Source organism: Streptomyces sp. NPDC039736, assembly GCF_055596485.1.
Genome location: NZ_JBVIUQ010000004.1, coordinates 132,793 through 154,186, shown reverse-complemented (window position 1 = coordinate 154,186; position 21,394 = coordinate 132,793). Strand labels below are relative to the sequence as shown.

The window sequence follows — 21,394 nt, the reverse complement described above, 5'->3', positions numbered from 1 at the left end:
AATGCCTAGCTGGCGGGCGCGGCGACGGTGGCCGCGTCCTTCTCCTTGCGCTCCTGCTCGGCGGCCTCGAAGGCGGCCGTGAAGTCGGCGAGCTCCTCCTCGGTCATCAGGCGGATGCCGAGCTCGTCGGCGACGTTGCGGATGCGGGCGGCGGCCTCCTCCTGTGCCGTGGTCCCCGCGGACTCGTCCAGGAGCACCTCGAACTCGGCGTGGTGGCCCCAGGCCTCGCTCCACTTCACGGCGATCTCGACGCCGCGGAAGCGGAAGTTGTGCCGCTGGTTGAACGCCTGGTGCATGGTGCCCTCGAAGCCGAGGGCGTTGAAGATCCGTACCGCGGCAGGCACGTCCTCGCGCCCGATGGCGATCTCCGTCTCGGGGAAGGCGGAGCCCTGGCCGATCTTGCTGGCCTTGAGCGTGACCTTCGCCGAGCCGGCGGCCACGTTGTCGGTGACCTTCAGCAGCTGGTCCGGGAGCACGTAGAAGAAGATGTTCTTGTCGTCGCAGCCGACGTCTTCGGCCTCCGCAGTGAGGCGGTCGAGGAGCTGGTCGTAGGCGTCCTTGTCGAACCGGGCGCGCATCTCGATCTCGATGGCCACAGGGGCTCCCTTCCGGAATCGGGCATGGGTGATCCGCCCGAGCCAGGCCACGCATGGGGGTGGCTCGGTTGGATGCGATGTGTGGTTGATCAGCGAACGGCGGGGTGCGGTCCGCGGCCGCGTGCCGCACCGCCGCCGTGGTTGTACGTCAGTCGAGGTCGCCGAAGCGGTCGCGTACGACGCCCTCGTGCAGGTAGTTCGGCAGCGGGACCCCGCCGACAGACACCCGCTTGGTGGCGACGTCGCCCTCGGTCTCGTCCGGGAAGCCGGCCAGCAGGGTCAGGCACTGCTTGGCCCACTCACGGGACTTGGCCCAGTCGCCGATGTCACGGCTGCGGGTGGCGAGAGCGAAGGCGGTCTCCGCCGCGGCCCAGAGGTCGGTGGCCAGCTCCTGCTGAAAGACGTTCTCCAGCTCGGCTACGGAGGCGACGCGGGTCGGGTTGCTCATGATGTCTTCTCTCCTACGGTGGTGCCTGGTGGTGTTCAACGCGTCGACAGCCGATAGGTGACATCGGTCCGGGCTCAGTACGTGAAGATCTCCGCGAGGGTGCGGTAGTTGTGGAGCTCGTCCTTGTCGAACCAGAGGTCCACCTCCATGTTGGCCTCCTCCTTGTTGCCCGAGGCGTGCACGAGGTTCGCCACGGCCTTCCCGGAGGCGGCGCTGGCGCCGCGGCTGTAGTGCGAGAAGTCGCCACGGATCGTTCCGGCGGGGGCGTCGTTTGGGTACGTGCTGCCGACGATCTTTCGGACCGTCGCGACGGCGTCGAAGCCCTCCAGGACGAGCGCGATGACCGGACCCTGCTGCATGAAGGTCGCGGTGAGGTTGTAGACCTCCGGGCCGAGCCGCTCCTCCAGGTCGAAGTAGTGGCGCCGGGTGAACTCGGCGTCCATTTGCTTCATCTTGACGCCGACGATCTTCAGAGCCGCGTCCTCGAAGCGGGCGATGATCTTCCCGCCGAAGCCGCGGACCAGAGCGTCGGGCTTGAGGAGGACGAGCGTGCGCTCCACGGTGTTTTCCTGATCCTGGGCCATCGATTCCCTTTCAGCTTTCAGGCAAGCCATATGACGGGCGCTCAGCGCCTCGTCCGCCTGAGGTTACCGGCGGCGAAAGCCCCTTCTGTGCAAGTTAGTTGACAGATAGAAGGGTTATCGGCCAAGTGGCCGAGACTGTCGTCCGACGAAGACCCAGTGCAGCTGTTCCAGGCGGAAAACACACTTCCTGCACGCGTGGATCTCGACCTCGACGTCGCCCACGACGATGGAGCCGATGACGGTCACCTCGACTTCAAGCCGTTCGCAGCGGAAGCAGCTCCCGCTCCCCCACTCGAACCGCTGCCACAGCTGCTGAGGCTTCACGCGGCCGGATCGCCGTGGGCCGGCCTGAGGCCGTCGATCGGCGCCATCCACTCCTTCCCGCCGCCCTCCGGCCGTAGCCAGGCACTGGTAGGTGGCCTCTCGGAGTAGTAGGGCCACGGCTGCACCTCACCCCGGCGGCCGGTGCCAGTGTCGATTACCAGCGCGCGGACCGTGAGCCACTCCGGCAGCGAACTCCAGCCGGCTGCGGCTTCGACGGTCACGGGGCGCTGCGATACGGCTTGGACGGCTCCTTCGGGATCTCGCGGTGCGGGCGTCATGGCTGGGCCATCTCCGATCTCTCTGCCTGAAGAAGACAGGCGGAACGGACGAGCATCATTAGCCAAAGCCAGTCGATGCAGAACGAGTTGTTCGCATCTCCCAGCAGTGTTCTCGGTCTGCTGCGACAGTAGCCAGGGCGCCCGGTGACACCCCGGAAAAACCTTCCGGGGTTCACTTCGGCCACGAGGTGATGATCAGGACATGCGAGGTATGACAGAGAACCTGACCATCGGCGAGCGCGTCGCCTGGTACCGGCGCCGGCGCGGCCTCTCCCAAGAGGTACTGGCCGGCCTTGTCGGCCGCACCACGGACTGGCTGAGCAAAGCGGAGAACAACCGGATCGAGCTCGATCGCCTCTCGGTGATCACCTCACTCGCCGACGCCCTCGACGTCTCCCTCGGAGACCTGCTCGCCGAGCCGGCTCTCATGGAGTGGTCAGCCGACAGCGGCCACCGCACGGTTCCCGCGCTGCGGGAAACGCTCATGGACTACAAGCAGCTCGCCCCTTTACTTGGAGCGGCCAGCGACGAGGAACCACCCGCCGTACAGGACCTCCGCGGCGACGTGGGCGACGTGCTCGATGCCTACCAGGCGTCTCGGTACGGCTTCGCCACCCGACGTCTCCCCCTCGTACTGGCCGATGCCCTCGTCGCGTCCCGCGCCTACAGGGGGCACGAGGCGGAGGAAGCACACGCCCTGCTCGCTCTCGCCTACCACGGGGCGGCCATGGTGCTGGGCAAGGTCGGAGAGTCCGAGCTGGCGTGGATCGCCGCGGACCGCGGTCTGGCAGCAGCGCAGCACAGTGGCCGCAGTGAAGTCACGGGATCGCTCTTCCGAGCGGTCACGCACTGCCTCCTGGCCACCGGACGCTTCACAGCCGCGGTCCAGCTGGTGAACGACGCGGCAGCTGTCATGCAGCCCGAGCTCGGCAACGCCAACGATGAGTACCTCTCGGTGTACGGCACGCTGTTCCTCACAGGCGCGATGGCCGCCGCACGTGCAGAAGACCGGGCGACCACGCAGGCATTCCTCCGCGAGGCAAACGAGGCGGCGCAACGACTCGGCGCCGACGCCAATCACATGTGGACGGCCTTCGGCCCGACCAACGTGGCGATCCACTGCGTGGCCACCGCCGGCGAACTCGGCGACATCCAGATCGCCGCGGACCTGGGCTCACGAATCGACACGACCGGCCTGCCCGTGGAGCGGCGCGTACGGCACAGCCTCGAAGTCGCCAGGGCACTGAGCTCCTGGAACCGCACTGACGAAGCCCTGGCCGTCCTGCTGGAAGCGGAACAGGCGGCCCCCGAGCAGGTCCGCCACCACTACCTGAGCCGAGAACTGGTCATCGGCTGGATACGCGGCACCAGGGGCCGGCCTGCCCATCCCGTCGCAGACCTGGCCCGCAGACTGGGCATCGTCGCGGGCAGCTAGAGTCCGAACCGTGAGCGAGAACGAGCACGAAGCGAAGATGGCCCGCCCCCGCATGGCAGCCGGCGCTCTCTTCTTCGGCGAAGAAGATCGAGTCCTCCTCGTCGAGCCGTCCTACAAGGATTACCGAGACATCCCAGGGGGCTACGTCGAAGAGGGGGAGTCGCCCCGACAAGCTTGTGTGCGTGAGGTCCAGGAGGAACTCGGCATCGCACCGAGCATCGGCCGCCTCCTCGTCGTGGACTGGGCACCAAACCCGGGGGAGGGGGACAAGGTTCTCTACCTCTTCGACGGTGGCCACTTGAGCCCGGACCAGCGCCAGCAGATCGCACTGCAAGCGGACGAGCTCCGTGGCTACGATTTCCACCGCGTCGAACAGGTGCCTGAACTCACGATCCCCCGCCTCGCGCGCCGAATCGAGGCTGGCATCCACGCCCGAATGAATGGCCTAACCGCCTATCTGGAGCACGGAAAGCCACCTGAAACTGGGTCCTGACCACATCCGTGTCCGATGACCACACGCAAGGCTTGGAAGCCGTCTGGGCCGCCGCGTGGCCCTGGACTCCCGACTAGGAGGAGACCGCCGCACATGGGCAGGACTGAGTACTACAACGACCCCACCGCGCCGACGGCGAACACCCTCATCCCCGCGAGCAACCTACTCGTTGTCGACGACAGCGGCGCCATCCTGCTCCAGCGCCGCCGCGACACTGGCCAGTGGGCCTTGCCCGGTGGCGTCCAGGACATCTGTGAGACCGCAGCCCAGTGCGCGGTCCGCGAATGCCTGGAGGAGACCGGCATCGTCGCCGAGATCACCGGCTTTCTCGGCGTCTACACCAACCCGAACCACATCGTCGCCTACACCGACGGCGAGATCCGCCAGCAGTACGAGAACACCTACATCGGCCGACCGGTGGGCGGCACGCCCACAATCAACGACGAGGCCGATGGGGTCCGCTTCATCCAACCCTCGGACCTCGACCAGTACGACATCCACGTCAGCATGCGCCAGCAGATTGGCGACTACCTCGCCGGCACCTACCCCCACCTCGGCTGATCCGTCACCATCCGCTCCGTGCACGTGCCAAGTCCCAGCTGCCCGGCCTCGGCGAGCCACTTGCTGAGCCTGTCGGCTGTCAGCCGAATGCTCCCAAGCCATCGTCATCTGTGCTTCGATGATCGCTTTGGAAGCAAGCGAGCTTGCTCCCCGCTGATGGAACCGGATCAGATCAGGAGTTTGTGTGGCGCAGATCTCAGCCGAGCGTGTGATCCAGGCTGCCGATGCCTTGTCATCGGTGGGCACTTCCAGGGCTGGCTCGGATGTAGCCAAGATGTTGGTCTTGAAGCGCATGGGCCTCGAGCACGAGAAGGCGTTGACCATCAGCAACCAGACCGTGGGGGAGGCCTGCGACGACCTTTTCGGTGTGATTGGTAGAGAGCCGCACAGATGGTACGAACCGCTTAGCGGCGGCTGGAAAAAGGACGCATCAAACGGCGGTTGGCCGGTCGGCAGCCTCAAAACGCAGCTGGAGCGTCCCAACAAGAAGTTGCTGGCGGTCCTTGATATTAGCAAGGATGGGCCTGCTGTTCATATCACGCTAAAGCCGGGCACGGGTGCTGAATGGGCAGAGATTCTCGTTCGACAGCTGAAGGGGAAAAAGCTCCCTCTGGCGGATTCCGTGGTCTGGTTCCTTCGCGATCGGGCAGATTTCCCCGAGGGTGGCGTGGTAGCGGTATCGCACCTCGTTGAGGAGTTTCGAACTGAGTTCAACCTCTCTCTTGAGGAGATGGCTGAGCTCTTTAGCGACATGCCCTTGGAGGTCACAGTTCCCCTCCAGAAGGGCTCCGGTAAACAGGAGTTCGGACTCCTTCTCCCTCCTCCAGTTCCGCCCAAGGAAACGGTTGTAATCAACCCGGCAGAAGTCGATTTGACCTTCACCGAAGGCTACGAGTGGACGCGAGATTACTCAACTCGATCGTTTGCTGGAGCTGATATTCGAGCGATGGTTGAGGTTGTGAAGTCGCTCGCCGACGAGCGCGATCTGATTCTGCCGGCCGAAGATTCCCTGATCGAGCGGTGCGTTGTCGCCCTGCTGTCGGGCAACCTTGTGCTTCAAGGCCCGCCTGGAACTGGCAAAACCACGCTGGCACGTCTTCTCGCCGAAGCTTTTTCGGCAGATACGTTGATTACGACGGCCACTGCTGACTGGACTACATACGAAGTAATAGGCGGACTGCGCCCGACGAATGACGGATCCCTCGAGCCCGTGCTGGGCGTCGTGCCCACGGCGGCACTAGCGTGCGCGAAGAAGATGCGAGAAGCTGAGGAAGCTGGAACATCAAGCGATTCGATGACGACGGCCCGCTGGCTGATCATCGATGAGTTGAACCGGTCAGATATCGACCGCGCTGTCGGCGGCTTGTACACCGTGCTCTCGTCTACCGACGGCGCCCATCTGCGGTCGACGCCCATCGATCTTTGGTTTGAGCAGGAGCCGGCGCGACGTCTTCTCTGGATTCCAGGACGGTTTCGCATCATTGGAACCATGAACGACGTAGACACGTCGTTCGTGAATTCTATCTCGCAAGGACTGACTCGGCGCTTCCAGTTTGTTTATGTTGGTGTTCCTGAGAAGGGACAGGTTGAGGAAGAGATCGATCTCTGTCGACGGCAAGCCGCTTCGTGGCTGGGCAAGCAGTATCCCGAGGTGATTAACGGTGCGCCCGAGGGGCAGGTGAAGGGTGCTATCTCCTCAATTCAGGAAACGATCGTCTGCATTTTCCAATGGCTGCGGTACGGCGAGCAGAATGGGGGCGAGGGACAGGATCTTTCTTGGCCGATTGGCAGCGCCCAAGCAGTCGACCTTTGGAAGGCCGTATTGCTGACCATGGCTGCGATCCCCAATGTCCAGGAGGGTGACCTGCTCAGGGCACTTGATGCGGCGTTCGCCGATCGAATTGTGCCTCAAATGAGCACGCTTCGAGCGTCCCATATCCTGCAGGTGCAGCAGTATTTCGACAGTCAGCAGAAATTGCTTAGCGAAACGCGTCGCGCCATCCGCCACCTGCGCAACACACAATCGGTGCGGTAAACGTGGGCGGTGAAAATCGAGTAGCTGAATCTTGGCAGGCTAGTGGGTATTTCAGTGACGGAGGGCGGATTGCGGCAACGTACGACGCGCTCCCTCTCGTCGGCACGTACTTCTCTCGTGGGCTTCGTGAGAAGCTGACGGAGGCCGAGGGTGGTGTGACGGGAGGAAATTACGGCGCATCGGCCCCAGAAAGTCGAGCTGTTTCTGGGTTGAGGCTCAGGGTCTCGTTGGCTGCCGGCCTGAGCTTGGTCACGATACTTGAGTCGGTTCTCGATCGTCCCAACTTTCGGTACCGCGTAACTCGGCGTGATTCTGTAGGCGCTCTAGCGGGCAGGCTCGACGTCGCAAAATGGGTGACTCGACGGGCCGAAGTGAGGGTCCCACCGGTTTATCCCGTCCTGAGAGTCGAGCGGTCTTCACGTACGCCGGAGAACCTTCTTGCCTGCTACTCGCTTGCTTGGGTGCAGGCTGAGATTGAGGAAGCCCTTATGGCGGCGGCTGCACCAGTCGGCAGCAGAGAATATAAGCAAGCCGATGCTCTTTTGGAACGGCTTGCAGCACTTTCGAGTTCTCTCGAATTCTCGGAGCATCGAGGAGAGATTGCCCGGTTGGGTAGTCGAGAGTGGGCTTTCGGTGTCCTGGAGGATGTGGAAGGTCGACTTGACGCTGGCCATGTAGGGAATCGAGAACCCTACGAACTGTTGGCCTCATGGGTGCGTCGGATCATGTCTGCTTCGCCACCAAGCTTTGACCCGGGTGAGCTGGCGTGGCTTTTCTACGACTCGTCGTTTGACGCGACACTTTTTGAGCTCTGGTCTCTAAAAATGATGGCAGGCGCCATTTCAGAGTTGCTGAGTCAGCCTCTTCCTGAAGTTGAGGCGTTCTCCAAGCTTCCCATATTTTCATGGACTATGGGTGAGACCGATCTGGCTGTGCGCTTTCAGTACGACTTGGCGAAGACAGCAGTTGGATCAGAAGTTGTATGGCAACGTCAGGGCGGGCAACTCGGAGGGCGACCAGACTTCACAGTGGTTGTCGGCGAGAATGTGTTCTACGTCGATCCCAAACTGAGGAAACGCTCTGGAGTGCCGACAGAAGAGATCTACAAGATGCTGGGGTATTTCTCCAACGCCGGACTTGGCGAAGTGGGTCAGGGTGCAATTATCTACTACACGCCACAGCCGATCCCGCAGAAGATCTACGATTTCGTGTCGAAGTCCGGTGGACGCGTACTTGCGATCGGTGTTGACCCCGAGCGACCGGGTGGAAACGCCGCAGGATTTGATGAACTGGCGAAAATGATCCTTGCGGGTGTGTTTTCTGAGCCTGCCTTGTAGGCGAGGAAAGCTGCAGGGCTGGAAGCTCTGGTCAGACCTTCCAGCCCCGCTCGCCTGCCGTATTAACTGTTCGTTTCGCCTTGGCCCGTGAGCTCAGCAAACTTGCTGTCGGTGATCGGGTTGAGATCCACACCCACAGCAGTGCGGCCCATCGCGAAGGCAGTCTTAAGGGTGGTTCCAGTGCCCATGAACGGGTCGAGGACTACGCCGCGCTGAATTGGAGCGTCTTCGGGGCACTGGCAACGCGTCCAGCCCGTCGTCCGCTTCTGGGCGAAGGTGAACTCTCGGAAGTACCCACCGAGGGCCTTCTTTGCTTCTGCGGCCAGGGCTTGAACATCGGCTGCGTTCCGACCAGTTCCTGTTTGTACCTTAAGGGCCTTGCCGGCATCGGACACTCCAGTTGCCTGGATGGCCGCAATGTGCCGCGAGGTAAGTCCAGCCTCTTTGGCGAGTTCCATGGCGCGTCGCGCCTGGGGGCGCGTCGGATCAAGTTGTGCGGTGCGCTCGATGACTCGTTCGCTGGGAGTTCCACACTTGCCACAGACAACCAACGGGCATGCAAGGAGGACTGCGCGGCGGACAATTTCGGTCGGGAAAGGGGCGAGATGACGACTCATGTTCCGCTCGGGATTGATTCGCCAGACGTCTCCGGGATTGGCGCCGTTACCTACGTCGTTTGAGTAGCCGTGGAGGTCGTAGTAGTAGGTTGGGCGCGGGGTCAGGTGGATGATGTATTCGTGTCTGCCAGCAAGGCGATTTCGGGCAGGTTCGGGCATGCCGCCGTCTTTTGCCCAAATGATTCGGTTTCGAACGAGCCAGCCGTCGTCAATGGCGGCAGCCTCGATTCGGCTGGGAATCCCGGCGAGGGAGCGTTTTACGTATGTGTCACCCACATTAAGGAAGACGGAACCGGTAGGGCGAAGGACTCTCCTCCACTCCTTGAGGCATTCCATCATCGCGTCAACGTAGGCCCGAGGAGTGGTCTCTTGCCCAATCTGGCCGGAAACGCCATAGTCTCGCTTCCGGTAGTAGGGAGGTGAGGTGACGATGAGGTCCACCGTGTCATCGCCCAGGGCCACCTTTCTAGCGTCCCCGACCTGCACATCAACGGTGGGTGGCTCGGCTTTCCTGAACTCCGTGGAGTATTCCGCAGGAAGCAGGGGGCTTAGTACCTCGTCAAAGAGTGGAACGTCGATGGCCGTGGGGCCTCCGTGCGCCTCTGCTACGGAATTCAGTGTGCTGCGGTCTCGGCTCGCCCGGACTCCGCTGGGCGGCGTACTTGCCATTGCCTTGAGACCGCCTTTCTGTGTTTCCTGAATTCGAAATTATCAACCCCGTGCTGATGTTGTATCCGCAAAGGGGTTGAGGTGGCTCCCTGGCCGTGTGACTTGTCGAGTATAGAGCCTGACGATTAGCTCGTCGAGTCCCTCTGACCTGCTGATTCGTGACAGAGGGTGGTGAGGGCTCGTCAAGAGAGTATCCACGTCCTGCTTGGTCTGTGAGTCGGAACGATGCTCAGAAGATCGCAGCAGTCAGGGGGTGAGATGGTTCGGTCCGCGGAAGAGGAAGACCGCCTCGCGGATGGAGTCCAGGCCGAGCATGACTATCAGGATCCGACCCAGGCCGCCGCCGAGGCCGCCGTGGGGCGGGCAGCCGAAGCGGAAGATGTTCAGGTAGTCCTGCATCGGCTCGGTGTTCATGCCCTTCTCCTCCGCCTGCTTCAGCAGGGCGTCGGAGCGGTGCTCGCGCTGGGCGCCGGTGGTGACCTCCAGTCCCTTCCACAGCAGGTCGAAGCTGAGCGTCAGGTCCGGCTGGCCCGCGGGGCGCATGTGGTAAAAGGGCCGGATGCTCGCCGGGTAGTGCGTGATGAACACGAAGTCGTGCCCGGTCTGCTCCTTCATGTGCGCGGCGATCCGACGCTCACCGTCCGGGTCCAGGTCCTCCTTCACCCCCTCCGGGTCCCAGCCGCCGGCCCGCAGGACCTCCTGCGCCTCGGCCATCGTGATCCGCGGGAACGGCGTCTCGGGCACTGCCACCTCGACCCCGAAGACCTCGCGGATCCGCTCCCCGTGGACCTCGGCGACCTTGACGATCGCGTGGGCGAGCTTACGGACGTCGAGGAACCGCCAGTCGAGCCGGTGTTCGGGCCCGGTCTGTTCGTCGATCGGCAGCGGCGTCTCCGCCAGGTTCAGCACCTCGACCGACTCGGGGACAAGCTCCAAACCGCCGAGCTTGACCTGGGCCGCGTCCACGACGCGGCCGGTGATCCGGACGGCGGACTCCGCGGTGAGGGACTCGAGGACAGCCTCCAGCGGGCCGCCGTCGCGCTTGTGGGTCACCTGGACCATGCCGGAGTGATCGCGCAGGATCACGAACTGCATCTTGCGCTGCAGCCGGAGTGCGTTCACCCCGCTGGAGACAGAGACGGTCTGGTCGATGTGGCCGCGTAGGCCAGAGGTCAGAACGCGGCTCGCGGTGTGGATCATCGCAGCCCTCCAGGGGCGTCGTCATGATCCCTTGGGAGTGCGGGCGAGAAGAGAACTCGCGGTACCACCGCACTTTCGCCGCCACCCGAGGGCAGTAGCCTCATTCAGCCCTGTGACGGGGGCGAACCGGCGGGGCATTGGGCCAGGCGGCCGTTTCTCCCCGCGCTCGGGAGGGTCTTCACCTCGGGTGCGAGTCCGCCTTCCCAGCTGCCGGCGGCTCTCTCTGCTCGCATGATCCTCGGCTACTCGTCTCCGTCGACGCGTTGCCGAGAGGGTAGGCGCCGCGCTGCTCTGTTACAACGCGTTTCGGGTTTGACGGCATCCATGCCGCTCGGTGGCCCGGTCGGGCGGGTCGATTGATGGCGGCACTTGCGTTCGACTGGAGCCCTTAGGGATCACCTGATCATGGCTCAAACCGCCCACCGGTGTGAGAGCCGCCTGATCGGGTGGGTGCGTTTCGTCCAATTAGATCTTGGCCTGATTTTGCTATGCGTCTTTGGCTGGTGGTCAACTCTTGCTGAACTCTATGGCCCTTCTCTATTCTCGCGAACTTGTGTCGCTGGGAAGTTTGGGGGAGCGGTGACAGCTGGGGTTGAGGGGTCGGGTTCGTTCCTGTCGGAAGAGGATGAGCGGCGTCTGCAGGAGGCTTACCGGAGGCGGGTCAAGGACTTCGATGAGATCGAGGCAGATCTCAAGGCGTCTCGCACCTTCCAGCGCATCTACTGGCTGTGCTTAGCGGGCGCGATCACGCTTGCTGTCCTTCTGGGCTACACGGTCATTGTGGGGCTCTGGCAGACCAAGCCGGTATTTGCTCGTTATGCGGGCCTAGTCGCCGTCACCTGCCTCTGGGTGGCAATGGGCTGGCTGCTCCTGAAGAACCGCAGGAAGATCGTTGACCGTACGGGCGCGCTACGTAACGCGCTCCAGGACCGACAGACGGCGGCAGCCGACCTGCCCCTTGACTCGCCTTCCGGTCTTCGGATCTACCGGGAGGCCTCACTCGACCTCATCGCTCAGTATCGAAAGTCGGCCAACACTAACCGGCGTATCCACAATTTCTTCCAGCTGATCATCATCACGGGATCGATCGTCACTTCGACGCTGACCGCGATGAATGAGGGCAGTAGTCTGGTTCTTCGGATCATCACGTCTGCTCTGAGCGCGCTCGTCGGCATCTCAGCTGGTGTAACGGGGTATTTCAAGTTCCGTGAGCGTGGTTACAACCTTCAGTCGACGGCGGATGAGATCGAGAAGCATTACAACGCATCTCAGTTCATGCTCGATGATTATGCGGGCCATGGAGATGTCCCCCTGCCTGAAGATGAACGTCTTCGGAAGTATGCAGGATTCGTTGAACGGCTGAAGGAAGAGCAGAGGAAGCGCGAACTGCAGCTCGAGCAGTCAAGCTCCTCGAGCGAGGAGCGTGCGGGTTGATCGCGACTGCCGTCAGTGAATGCGGAGCGCGACACCGCCCCCTGCGCAGGTCATGCTCCCGGGGCCGGCTCGTGTCCCGATGCAGAATATGAAGCCACACGTGATCCGTTGGCTGCTGGCGCCGCGTTGGCAGTGGAGGGCCTGGCGCCTCAGGGGTGCGCACGGAGCGTCCCTGTCGAGCACGATGGCCTGGTGCCTCGTCGCTCTCGCTCAGGACCCTGCAAACGTCCCTTTCGTTCGGCGTGTGGCCGCCCAGTACTCGATCGAGATGGGCGGTACGCCAGGGGTAGCTCTCGACTGTTGGACGGTACTGGGCCCGGATGAGCAAGCCAGACGCCGAGCCTGGCTCGACAAGTACGGGGCGACCCCTTTATATCGGTTGGGAGTCCCGGAGGAGATCATCGAATTAGCTGGCCTCCGGGTCGTTGAGTGGAGGCTTCCTCCCGGCCGGGATGCTGCCTCCATCGTCGCCCAGAGCCGCCCGAACTCTGTGGAGAGCTCGGAGGGGGGTGAACCGAATGCGTGATTCCCAGCCATGGGATGGCGATTTCGGCGCTGTTGCACCAATGACTGCCTCATGACACTTGCGTCATGTCTTCATGGGTAGCGATCGACTTTGAGACGGCCAACGAACACAGGGCGAGCCCCTGCTCCGTCGGACTGGCGGCCGTGGATGGCGGACGGGTGGTGGACACCTGGTCGGCCCTCATCCAGCCGCCGGTGGCGCACAGGCACTTCAATCCGTACAACGTGGGCATCCACGGTATCTCTGGCGAGGACGTGGTCGCGGCGCCCGAGTGGGGCCCGGTGTTGCGCGAAATCCTGACCTTCGCTGACGGTCGCCCGCTTGTGGCCCACAACGCCCGGTTCGACATGAGCGTGATCCGAGGCGCATGTGATGCCGAGGGGATCGCCTGGCCTGAGGTTCAGTACAGCTGTTCGCAGGTTGTTGCCCGCCGTACGTGGAAGCTGTTGAGCTATGGGCTCACCTTCTGCATGGATGCTGCCGGCCTTCCCTTCGCTGATCACCACAACGCCGAGGCAGATGCCCGCGCAGCGGCTGAGGTCATGCTCGCCGCGATGCGTGAGGCGGGGGCGGCGTCTCTGGATGAGCTCCTGGCGAAGCACCAGATCCGCTGGGGCTCCATAACCCCCGATGGACGGTGGCGGGGCAGTCAGTACCAGGGTTCGGGCGAGCGGAAGCCCGTGCCCGGGGCGGATCCGAACGCAGATGCGGAGGGGGAGCTGTACGGGCTCACGGTGTGCATCACGGGCACGCTCACGTCGATGAAGAGAGACGCAGCGTTCGCACGGCTCGCCGCGGCTGGTGCACAGCCGGCGGAGAACGTGACCAAGAAGACCAACCTCCTGGTCTCTGCTTCCCAGACCCAGCTCAAGCCTGGCGACACGCTGAGCGGCAAGGCCAAGAAGGCGCAGGCCCTGCTCGAAGCCGGGCAGGAAATCGAGGTCCTGGACGAGGACGAGTTTCTGCGCCGCTTGAGCTCTTGAGAGCTGGTCCCAGCCCCTGGGTGCGTCCCGGCCAAGCCCGACGTACGGACCGGGACTGGCCTCCCCCTTGGAGGTAGACGCGCAGGTCAGGGTGCTCCAGGGATTGACGCGTGCGTGAGCGATGCGTGAGCGGACGGGCTCGGACGGATGGGGTCCGAGCCCGTTCGGGCTCACTCAGCTGGACGGCGAGACGCCGCTGACCAGGCAAGTAAGGACAGGTGGGGGTCAGGGTTGATCTTCCTGGACGGTCCGCTCGGGACTCATAATCCGTCGGCCGTGGGTTCGAGTCCCACCCGCCCCACCACAACGGAATGTCGCAGAAACGATCCGAGCTGCACGGCAGTCGGCGCAGGGCCCCCACCCCAGGTGGGGGCCCTGTGGCGTTCGAGGCCCTGGTGCCCGAGGGCGGGGCCCGGTTCGCCTCGGTGGGAGGGTGACGCGGTTTCGGATGCGAGTTCGATGTATGAGACAACTGAGCGAGCCGTTCCGGTCGGGTGACCGGCGCGGTGGCGGTCGTCTCCAGTGAAAGGTGAACTCCATGGTCCTCTCCCTCCTCCGGCGTGCGCGGGCGAAGTCCGGCGGGGCGGGCGGCGGTGGGCTCGTGCTGCCGGTGCCGCGCGGTGCCGGAACCGTGAGCTGTGAGGTCGTGGACCCGGTCGGGCAGAAGCTCGGCGGGGCGGAGATCACGGTGACGGCGAAGAGCGACGGGCGGGTGGTGGCCAAGGGGACCACCGACCTGTTCGGGCTGTTCACGGCCGCGCTGCCGGCCGGGGAGTACGGGCTGCTGATGACCGCCGAGTCGATGCGGCCCGCGAGCTGGTCGTTCTACATCGAGCCCGGCGAGGCGCTCGGCATGGGGCGCGTCGAGCTGGAGGTGGCGCAGCAGTTGGAGCCGCCGAGCCCCGGCATGTGGCTGATCGACCCGCCGCACACCGCGATCCGCTTCATCGCCCAGCACGTCGGGATGGCGAACGTGCACGGCAGGTTCCAGAAGTTCGAGGGCGGGGTCAGGGTCGCCGAGAACCCCGAGGAGTCCGAGGTACGGGTGCGGATCGAGGCCGCCAGCCTCACCACCGGCAACAAGACCCGCGACACCCACCTGCGCTCCGCCGACTTCCTCGACGTGGAGAACTATCCGTACATCGACTTCGTCAGCGACCGCTTCGTCTACCGGGGCGGCAACGCCTGGTCCGTGCAGGGCGCGCTGACCCTGCACGGGGTGAGCCGGTCGGTGGCGCTCGACACCGTGTACCTGGGGGCCGTCAACGGCGGGTACGGCGAGGAACTGCGCTGCGCCGCCCGCGCCACCGCCGAACTCCACCGCGAGGACTACACCCTGAACTGGCGGAACATGCTCGCCAAGGGGATCGCCGTCGTCGGGCCCACGGTGAAGCTGGAGATGGACATCCAGACGATGTTCCAGGGGCCGGACACCCCGACGCCGCCCGAGTAGGCGAGCGGGCCGCTGTGCGGGGGGCGGTGGGCGGTCATGTCGTGATCCAGTAGCGCTGGGTGCGGCCCAGGGCGGTCGTGCGGGTGTCCTCCAGGACGCCGCCGTTGCGCTCGATGGTGCGGGCCGAGGCGGTGTTGGTGTCCTCGCAGGTGACCAGGACCCGGTCCAGGCCGAGGGTCCGGGCCTCGGGGAGGACCGCCCCGAGGGCCCAGGTGGCCAGGCCGCGCCTGCGGGCGGAGGGGCGGATGCTGTAGCCGACGTGCCCGCCGGCGTCGAGCAGGAAGTCGTTCAGGGTGTGCCGCAGGTCGATGGCGCCCAGGTACGTGTCGCCCTCGGCCACCCACCAGTGCGTGGCCGGCACGCGGCCCTCGTCGAGCTCCGCCGAGGGGTCCGACTGCCGCTTCAGCGTCTCCACCCACGCCGCGAAGACCCCGGGACCGGTGAGGTCTCCGTCCGCCAGGACCACCGCCGCACCGGGCAGGTGAGCGCCGGGGTCCCACTCCTCGCGGGCGTCGAGCCAGGAGGAGTGGAGCCGGGCGGTGGGCGCGATCAGTTCGGGCATGCGGGGGAACGTAACACCGAAGAGACACGTTGAGCAGGGGATTTACGGGGTGGGGCGGGGGACGGCTACGGCTCCGAGTGTGGATGCGGATGCGGCCAGGTCGCCGGGGCCGGGCCGAAGGCGCGGCGGGCGGAGCGCACCGCGAGGGAGGCCATCGCGGCGTTGGCGCCGCCCCCGATGACCGCGCCGATGCCGAAGGGGGCGACGCGGCCGAGCACGATGATGCCCTGCTTGGTGCCGTACTTCGTGACGAAGTTCCGGCCCAGGACCTTGTTGATCTGCTTCAGCGTCTCGGCGGGCACCTTGGCGACGACCTGGCGTCCCCAGTGGGCTCCCGTCCGCCCGGCGGCCTTGTTGATGGTGGCGGAACCGGAGCCGCCGAGCATGACGCCCAGGACGATCGTCCGGCGGCGTTCGATCTCGTCGATGGGGACGCCGTGGACCTCGGCCACCGAGAGCGCGTAGAGGGCGCTCAGTTCGAGCGAGGAGAACACCTCGCCCGCCGACATCGCCAGGGCGATCCCGGTGCCGACGCCGGGGGCGGCGGCGGTTCCGCCCACCGCCGCCCCCGTGCCGGTCAGGGCGCTCACGTACATCCGCTCCAGCGTGCGGATCACCTGCTCCGGGGTGGCGTCGGGGTTCCGCTGGCGGGCCCGGGCGATGTTCTTGTGCACCAGCAGGCTCTGGGCGGCTATGGCCTTGTCCAGGAGGGCGAGGACTCGCCCCGCCGACGGTTCGGGCTCGCTGGGGGCTTCCGTGGTCACGCGGGGACTCCTCGGGTCGTCGCATCACGACGCGTCCAGGCGTGAGGGGCCGCCTAGTTGCCGGTCGTTCCGTCGAGCATTTCGCGCAGGATATCCAAGTGGCCGTTGTGGCGGGCCGTTTCCTCCACGAGGTGGTGGAGGATCCAGCGCAGGTCGACCCGGAGGCCGTCGCGGATGGTTCCCACGGACTTCTGGTCGAGGGGGGTGGCCGCCGCCAACTCGCGGTAGCGCCGGCTCTGTTCGGCGTACTCGGCGAGGAGCTGGGGGAGCGGGAAGCCGACGGCGATGCGCATCTCGCGGTCGGGGTCCTCGTCGGTCATGGGGGCCAGGTCCTCCTCGCCGAGGAGGATCACCTGGAACCAGTAGTACTCGACCCAGCGGAGGTGGTTGATCACCCCGCTGACGGTCATCAGCGGCGAGTTCGGGAGGGGCGCGGTGCGGGCGTTCTCCTCGGAGAGGCCCTCGCACTTGGCGCGGGCGGTGTCGCGGGTGTAGTCGAGGAAGGTGGTGAGCTGGGTGCGTTCGTCCCAGGCGGCAGGTGTGTCGGTGCATCGGGTCATCGGGCGAAGTCTGTCCGGTCCGGGGGCCGGTGTCGACGCCTTTGCGGTCCAGTGGGGGCGGGACAGTGGGACAAGTAGGACCTTTCTTGTCCTACTTCTTGGCTAGGGTCGTGAATGTCGGAGCGCGTCGGGGACCACCGGAAGCAGGCAGTGACATGACCGTGAACGAGTCGAACACCTCCGTCCTCACCGCCCTCGCCGGAGAGCGGGCGGACCTCCTCGCCGCGCTCGCCAAGAACCGGTTCTTCCTGCGGAACACCGCCCGCGGTCTCACCGACGGGCAGGCCGCGGTGCGTACCACCGTGAGCGAGCTGTGTCTGGGCGGGCTGATCAAGCACGTGACCGCCGTCGAGCGGGGCTGGGCCGCCTTCATCGTTGAGGGGGCCGCGGCGATCGAGGACCCGGCCGCCGAGACGGAGCGGGGACGCAAGGAGCGCGAGGACGGATTCCGGATGCTGCCCGGGGAGACCCTGGAGGGGGTGCTCGGCGCGTACGAGGAAGCGGCCCGGGCGACGGACGACCTCGTCCGTACCGTTCCCGACCTGGACAGGACCTGGCCGCTGCCCGAGGCTCCCTGGACCGAGCCGGGGGCGGCGTGGTCGGTGCGCGGCGTGCTGCTGCACATCATCGCGGAGACCGCCCAGCACGCCGGGCACGCGGACATCCTGCGGGAGTCCCTCGACGGCGCGCAGAGCATGGCCTGACCCCGTCGGCGCGGGCGGTCCGTCACGCGTCCCGTGCGGGGGCCGGGGCGGCGACGGACTTGCTGTGCAGGACCTCGCGGGCCTGCTCGGCGGCGCGGGCGCTGGCCTCGGCGACGTAGTCCATGAAGCGTGCGACGTTCTCCAGGCGGGTGGCGGCCGGGGTGCCGGGGCCGAGCACCGCGACGCCCTCGCGTGCCGTCTGCACGACCTGGAGGGTGGCGCGTGCGCTGGCGATCATCGCCTGGTACCAGATGTCGTCGTCGACCGTGTACCGCTCCCGGCGGCCGTCGCCCTTCTCCCGGCGCACCAGGCCCTGGCCGTCCAGGAACGCGATCGCCTTCGAGATCGACGCCGGGCTCACCTGGAGGTGCCGGGCCAGTTCGGCGGCGGTGAGGCTGCCGGAGTCGGTCACCATGAGCGCGGCCATCACCCGGGCCATCATCTGCGGCATCCCGTTGGTCATCTGAACGGTCGTGAACACCTCCTCGTACGCACGCACCGCCTCCGGGTCGCGGCCGTGCGGCAGCGGTGCCGCCGCCGGACCGCGGGTGGCCGGGGCGGCGGGCCTGCGGCGCTGGGTGCGGCGTTCGGTGGCGCGGTGGGCGAGGTCGGCCCGGTAGGAGGCGGGGCCGCCGTTGCGCATGACCTCGCGGGTGACCGTGGAGGTGGGGCGGTCCAGGCGGCGCGCGATCTCCGCGTACGCGAGTCCGTCGGCCAGGCCGAGCGCGATCTGCTGGCGTTCCTGCTGGGTGAGTCGGCCTCCGGGCATCGCGGTCTCCTTGGGGTGGGGGAGGGGTCGTGCGGCGCGTCAAGTTTCGCTTCGGGCACGGCACTTGGTGGCGCAGCATAGCGTTCAGCTTCAGTCCATTGCAATGGAAGCGTGTGGTGTTGTTGCGTTATGCGGCAGGGCGTCGCAACGAAATTGGTCCTCTGAGCTGCAACAACACGGTTCGTACGCAACAGAGTTGTTGCCGGGTCGGTGAAGGCAACGTAGCGTTCAGGTCATCGGAAAGAACGAGCCGGACGCAACTCCGGCCCGAAACAAGGGAATTGACATGCAGGCCTTCGCCACCGCCGCCCCCGTCACCGCCCACCTCGACCTCCCCGTCGGCAGCATCCGCCTCATCGCCGCCGACCGCGCCGACACCACCGTCGACGTCCGCCCCGCCGACCCGGCCAAGAGCCGTGACGTCAAGGCCGCCGAGTCCACCAGCGTCAGTTACGAGAACGGCGTCCTGCGCGTCACCGCCCCCGAGGCCAAGAAGTTCGGCCCCTCCGGCGCGGTCGAGGTCACCGTCCAGCTCCCGGCCGGATCGCACGTCGAGGCGACGACGGCCACCGCCGAGTTCCGCGGCGTCGGCCGGCTGGGCGACGTCACCTACGAGAGCGCCCACGGGCAGGTCAAGCTCGACGAGACCGCCGCTGCCCACCTCTCCCTCCAGGCCGGCGACATCCAGGTGGGCCGCCTCAACGGCGCCGCCCGCCTCAGCACCGCCAAGGGCGACCTGACCGTCGCCGAAGCCGTCCGGGGCGAGGTCGCCCTGCACACCGAACACGGCGACATCACCGTCGGCGCCGCCCGCGGCACGGACGCCACCCTCGACGCGGGCACCGCCTACGGCCGCGTCTCCAACACCCTTCGGAACGCGGGCACTTCGGACGCCGTGCTCACCGTCCGCGCCACCACCTCCCACGGCGACATCACCGCCCGCAGCAACTGACCCGGCCGTGCCCGGCCACCGTCCCGTCCAGCCCGCACCGCCCCGGGGCGGCGGAGTCCCGCCGCCCCGGAAACCCCCGGCACCGCCGCCCCGAAGGAGACCGCCGCCATGTCCGCAACCCCCTCCCGCCCCGAACTCCACAAGGCCGTCGCCTCCATGGTCGAGGCCGGCTTCACCGGTGTGCAGCTCCGCGTCCGCGACGAGCGCGGCGCCTGGTCCGGCACCGGCGGCGTCGCCGAGCTGGGCGGCAGCGAGCCGCCCCCGCTCGACTCCCCAGTCCGCATCGGCAGCAACACCAAGACCTTCGCCGCCACCGTGCTGCTCCAGCTCGTCGGCGAGGGCGGCGTCGGACTCGACACCCCGGCCGCCCAGTACCTCCCCGAGTTCGGTCTCGACCCCCGCATCACCGTCCGCATGCTCCTCCAGCACACCAGCGGCCTCTTCAACCACACCGGCGAGGTCTACCAGGACGGCACGAAGGTCCACGGTATCCCCTGGTCGGGCCGCGAGTGGGTGGAGAACCGGTTCAGGGCCTACTCGCCGCGGGAGCTGGTGCGGTACTCCCTGGAGCGGCCGGTCCGCTTCGAGCCGGGCGCCGACTGGAGCTACGCCAACACCAACTACGTGCTCGTCCGCCTGATCGTCGAGCAGGTCACCGGCCGTACTTTCGCCGAGGAGACCGGGCGGCGGATCCTGGAGCCGCTCGGCCTGACCGGCACCCGCGTCCCCTCGCCCGCACATCCGCAGACCGACCTCGCCGGGCCGCACGGCCACGCCTACCACCGCTACGAGGACGCCGACGGCCGGGAGCGGGTCGTCGACGTCACCCGGCAGGACCCCTCCTGGGTCTCCACCGGCGGCGACATGGTCTCCACCACCCGTGACCTCGACGTCTTCCTCTCCGCGCTCGTCACCGGCGAGCTGCTGCCCGCGCCGCTGCTGGCCGAGATGTACGGGACCCACGAGAAGGTCCCGTACGGACTGGGCGTCTTCGTCCAGCCCACCGGCGACGGCGGCACCGTCATCACCCACAACGGCGGCATCTCGGGCCACGGCGCCCTGATGTACGCCGCCCCCGACGGCAGCCGCACCCTCACCGCCGCGTTCAACTACGTGGACGACCCGGACCTGTCGCTGTCCGCCGCCTTCCAGGAGGTGACGGCGATGCTGGTCGCCGAGGTCTTCGGCCGGGGCGGCACCGGACCGGCGGAGTGAGCCCCCGCTCCCGCACCCGGGGCGAGGCCCCGCGCCCTCACTCCTCCAACTGCCCCCGCAGCCACTCCTCCACCGCGCCCACGTGCGCCGCCGCCGCCGCCCTGGCCGCCTCCGGGTCGCGGTTCACCAGCGCCCGGTAGATCCGCGTGTGCTCCTCCCGGGTGCGGGGGAACGCGTCCGCCTCCTGGCGGCCCCGCCGCACCCTGGCCCGGAAGGTCCGTGACGACAGGCCCTCCACGATCGCGGCCAGCGCCTCGTTGCCCGCCGCCTGCGTGATCGTACGGTGGAACGCCATGTCGGCGGCGAGGAATTCCTCCGGGTCCTCCGCCTCCCGCATGGTGTCCAAGTGCACGGCGAGCTGCGCGAGTTGGGAGGCACTGATACGGGCCGCCGCCAGCGCCGTCGCCGAGGACTCCAGGATCCGGCGCACCTCCAGGAGTTCCGCCAGCCGGGGCTTGGGGGAGATCTCCGCGACCACCCCGAAGGTGTCCAGGAGGTCCCCGGCCTCCAGGTTCGTGACGTAGACGCCGGAACCGTGCCGCGACTCCAGGATGCCGATGACCGTCAGCGCGCGGATCGCCTCGCGCATCGAGCTGCGGGAGATGCCCAGGTGCACGGCCAAATCCCGCTCGGTGGGCAGGCGTTGGCCCGGGGTCAGGTTACCCTCAGTGATCATGGCCTTGATGGCCTCGATCGCCCGCTGGGTGACCGAGCCGCCCTTCGGCGGCGCGGTGTCCGCCTCCGGCTCGGGAACGGTCTCGGGTGGGGTCGTGGCCATGGGGCTCCTCCGGCTTCGACGGTGCTTCGCAAGGGTGGCGGGCGCGGCGCAGTTTATCCAGCCCACTGTGCCCGATCGGCCAAGTCGTCGGACCAATTCGCCAGTTGTTCAGGAAAA

The 21,394-nt window shown here is 66.4% G+C and carries 22 protein-coding genes; 12 read left to right on the top strand and 10 right to left on the bottom strand.

Annotated features, from left to right (window positions below):
* Positions 1-5 precede the first annotated feature (5 nt).
* The 3 genes from ACZ56L_RS13985 to ACZ56L_RS13975 form a co-directional block, all read right to left on the bottom strand.
* On the bottom strand, positions 6-596 hold the full coding sequence (locus tag ACZ56L_RS13985) for a hypothetical protein (protein WP_468961055.1): 591 nt from the start codon (positions 594-596) through the stop codon (positions 6-8).
* A gap of 148 nt (positions 597-744) precedes the next feature.
* Positions 745-1,044 (bottom strand): hypothetical protein, encoded by a 300-nt coding sequence (locus ACZ56L_RS13980; RefSeq protein ID WP_468961058.1) that lies wholly within the window; start codon positions 1,042-1,044, stop codon positions 745-747.
* Positions 1,045-1,118: 74 nt separating this feature from the next.
* The gene (locus tag ACZ56L_RS13975; RefSeq protein ID WP_471064070.1) at positions 1,119-1,628 is read right to left on the bottom strand and encodes a nucleoside-diphosphate kinase; all 510 of its coding nucleotides are present in this window, start codon (positions 1,626-1,628) and stop codon (positions 1,119-1,121) included.
* Positions 1,629-1,784: 156 nt separating this feature from the next.
* Here ACZ56L_RS13975 and ACZ56L_RS13970 point away from each other — a divergent pair, with 156 nt between their 5' ends.
* The 6 genes from ACZ56L_RS13970 (at position 1,785) to ACZ56L_RS13945 (ending at position 8,091) form a co-directional block, all read left to right on the top strand.
* Positions 1,785-2,060: a hypothetical protein gene (locus ACZ56L_RS13970; protein ID WP_471064068.1), complete on the top strand. Its 276-nt coding sequence runs from the start codon at positions 1,785-1,787 to the stop codon at positions 2,058-2,060.
* A 372-nt stretch (positions 2,061-2,432) separates the two neighbouring features.
* Complete coding sequence (locus ACZ56L_RS13965; protein WP_471064066.1) at positions 2,433-3,665, top strand: helix-turn-helix domain-containing protein; 1,233 nt, start codon at positions 2,433-2,435, stop codon at positions 3,663-3,665.
* Between the two features lie 10 nt (positions 3,666-3,675).
* On the top strand, positions 3,676-4,158 hold the full coding sequence (locus ACZ56L_RS13960) for an NUDIX domain-containing protein (RefSeq protein WP_471064064.1): 483 nt from the start codon (positions 3,676-3,678) through the stop codon (positions 4,156-4,158).
* Between the two features lie 93 nt (positions 4,159-4,251).
* Positions 4,252-4,719: an NUDIX hydrolase gene (locus tag ACZ56L_RS13955; RefSeq protein WP_471064062.1), complete on the top strand. Its 468-nt coding sequence runs from the start codon at positions 4,252-4,254 to the stop codon at positions 4,717-4,719.
* Between the two features lie 184 nt (positions 4,720-4,903).
* Positions 4,904-6,754, top strand: coding sequence for an AAA family ATPase (locus ACZ56L_RS13950; protein WP_471064060.1), 1,851 nt, complete (start codon positions 4,904-4,906; stop codon positions 6,752-6,754).
* 461 nt (positions 6,755-7,215) lie between these two features.
* Positions 7,216-8,091: a hypothetical protein gene (locus ACZ56L_RS13945; protein ID WP_471064058.1), complete on the top strand. Its 876-nt coding sequence runs from the start codon at positions 7,216-7,218 to the stop codon at positions 8,089-8,091.
* A gap of 62 nt (positions 8,092-8,153) precedes the next feature.
* Here ACZ56L_RS13945 and ACZ56L_RS13940 read toward each other — a convergent pair whose 3' ends face one another.
* On the bottom strand, positions 8,154-9,170 hold the full coding sequence (locus ACZ56L_RS13940; RefSeq protein WP_471064056.1) for a DNA-methyltransferase: 1,017 nt from the start codon (positions 9,168-9,170) through the stop codon (positions 8,154-8,156).
* A 453-nt stretch (positions 9,171-9,623) separates the two neighbouring features.
* Entirely contained in the window at positions 9,624-10,577 is a 954-nt protein-coding gene (locus ACZ56L_RS13935) for an amino acid--tRNA ligase-related protein (RefSeq protein WP_471064054.1), read from the bottom strand.
* Between the two features lie 405 nt (positions 10,578-10,982).
* On the opposite strand from ACZ56L_RS13935, the gene ACZ56L_RS13930 reads away from it, so the two are divergent.
* The 3 genes from ACZ56L_RS13930 to ACZ56L_RS13920 all read left to right on the top strand — a co-directional run bounded on the left by ACZ56L_RS13930 (position 10,983) and on the right by ACZ56L_RS13920 (position 14,973).
* Entirely contained in the window at positions 10,983-12,011 is a 1,029-nt protein-coding gene (locus tag ACZ56L_RS13930; RefSeq protein ID WP_471064052.1) for a DUF4231 domain-containing protein, read from the top strand.
* Between the two features lie 591 nt (positions 12,012-12,602).
* Positions 12,603-13,520 (top strand): exonuclease domain-containing protein, encoded by a 918-nt coding sequence (locus ACZ56L_RS13925; RefSeq protein ID WP_471064049.1) that lies wholly within the window; start codon positions 12,603-12,605, stop codon positions 13,518-13,520.
* 538 nt (positions 13,521-14,058) lie between these two features.
* The gene (locus ACZ56L_RS13920) at positions 14,059-14,973 is read left to right on the top strand and encodes a YceI family protein (RefSeq protein WP_471064047.1); all 915 of its coding nucleotides are present in this window, start codon (positions 14,059-14,061) and stop codon (positions 14,971-14,973) included.
* Between the two features lie 34 nt (positions 14,974-15,007).
* Here ACZ56L_RS13920 and ACZ56L_RS13915 read toward each other — a convergent pair whose 3' ends face one another.
* The 3 genes from ACZ56L_RS13915 to ACZ56L_RS13905 all read right to left on the bottom strand — a co-directional run bounded on the left by ACZ56L_RS13915 (position 15,008) and on the right by ACZ56L_RS13905 (position 16,859).
* A complete protein-coding gene (locus ACZ56L_RS13915) occupies positions 15,008-15,535 on the bottom strand; it encodes a GNAT family N-acetyltransferase (protein ID WP_471064045.1) in 528 nt (175 codons plus the stop codon).
* A 65-nt stretch (positions 15,536-15,600) separates the two neighbouring features.
* Positions 15,601-16,299 (bottom strand): hypothetical protein, encoded by a 699-nt coding sequence (locus ACZ56L_RS13910; RefSeq protein WP_471064043.1) that lies wholly within the window; start codon positions 16,297-16,299, stop codon positions 15,601-15,603.
* Between the two features lie 53 nt (positions 16,300-16,352).
* Positions 16,353-16,859, bottom strand: a complete 507-nt coding sequence (locus ACZ56L_RS13905; RefSeq protein ID WP_345223171.1) for a DinB family protein — start codon at positions 16,857-16,859, stop codon at positions 16,353-16,355.
* Positions 16,860-17,014: 155 nt separating this feature from the next.
* Here ACZ56L_RS13905 and ACZ56L_RS13900 point away from each other — a divergent pair, with 155 nt between their 5' ends.
* The gene (locus ACZ56L_RS13900) at positions 17,015-17,563 is read left to right on the top strand and encodes a DinB family protein (RefSeq protein ID WP_468686057.1); all 549 of its coding nucleotides are present in this window, start codon (positions 17,015-17,017) and stop codon (positions 17,561-17,563) included.
* A 22-nt stretch (positions 17,564-17,585) separates the two neighbouring features.
* Here ACZ56L_RS13900 and ACZ56L_RS13895 read toward each other — a convergent pair whose 3' ends face one another.
* Complete coding sequence (locus ACZ56L_RS13895) at positions 17,586-18,332, bottom strand: GbsR/MarR family transcriptional regulator (RefSeq protein ID WP_345223173.1); 747 nt, start codon at positions 18,330-18,332, stop codon at positions 17,586-17,588.
* Between the two features lie 286 nt (positions 18,333-18,618).
* Between ACZ56L_RS13895 and ACZ56L_RS13890 the strand changes: the two genes are divergently transcribed.
* Complete coding sequence (locus ACZ56L_RS13890; protein ID WP_471064040.1) at positions 18,619-19,284, top strand: DUF4097 family beta strand repeat-containing protein; 666 nt, start codon at positions 18,619-18,621, stop codon at positions 19,282-19,284.
* A gap of 108 nt (positions 19,285-19,392) precedes the next feature.
* Entirely contained in the window at positions 19,393-20,499 is a 1,107-nt protein-coding gene (locus tag ACZ56L_RS13885) for a serine hydrolase domain-containing protein (RefSeq protein ID WP_471064038.1), read from the top strand.
* A 37-nt stretch (positions 20,500-20,536) separates the two neighbouring features.
* Here the strand turns inward: ACZ56L_RS13885 and ACZ56L_RS13880 are convergent, their stop codons facing one another.
* Positions 20,537-21,277: a FadR/GntR family transcriptional regulator gene (locus ACZ56L_RS13880; protein ID WP_471064036.1), complete on the bottom strand. Its 741-nt coding sequence runs from the start codon at positions 21,275-21,277 to the stop codon at positions 20,537-20,539.
* Between the last annotated feature and the right edge of the window lie 117 nt (positions 21,278-21,394).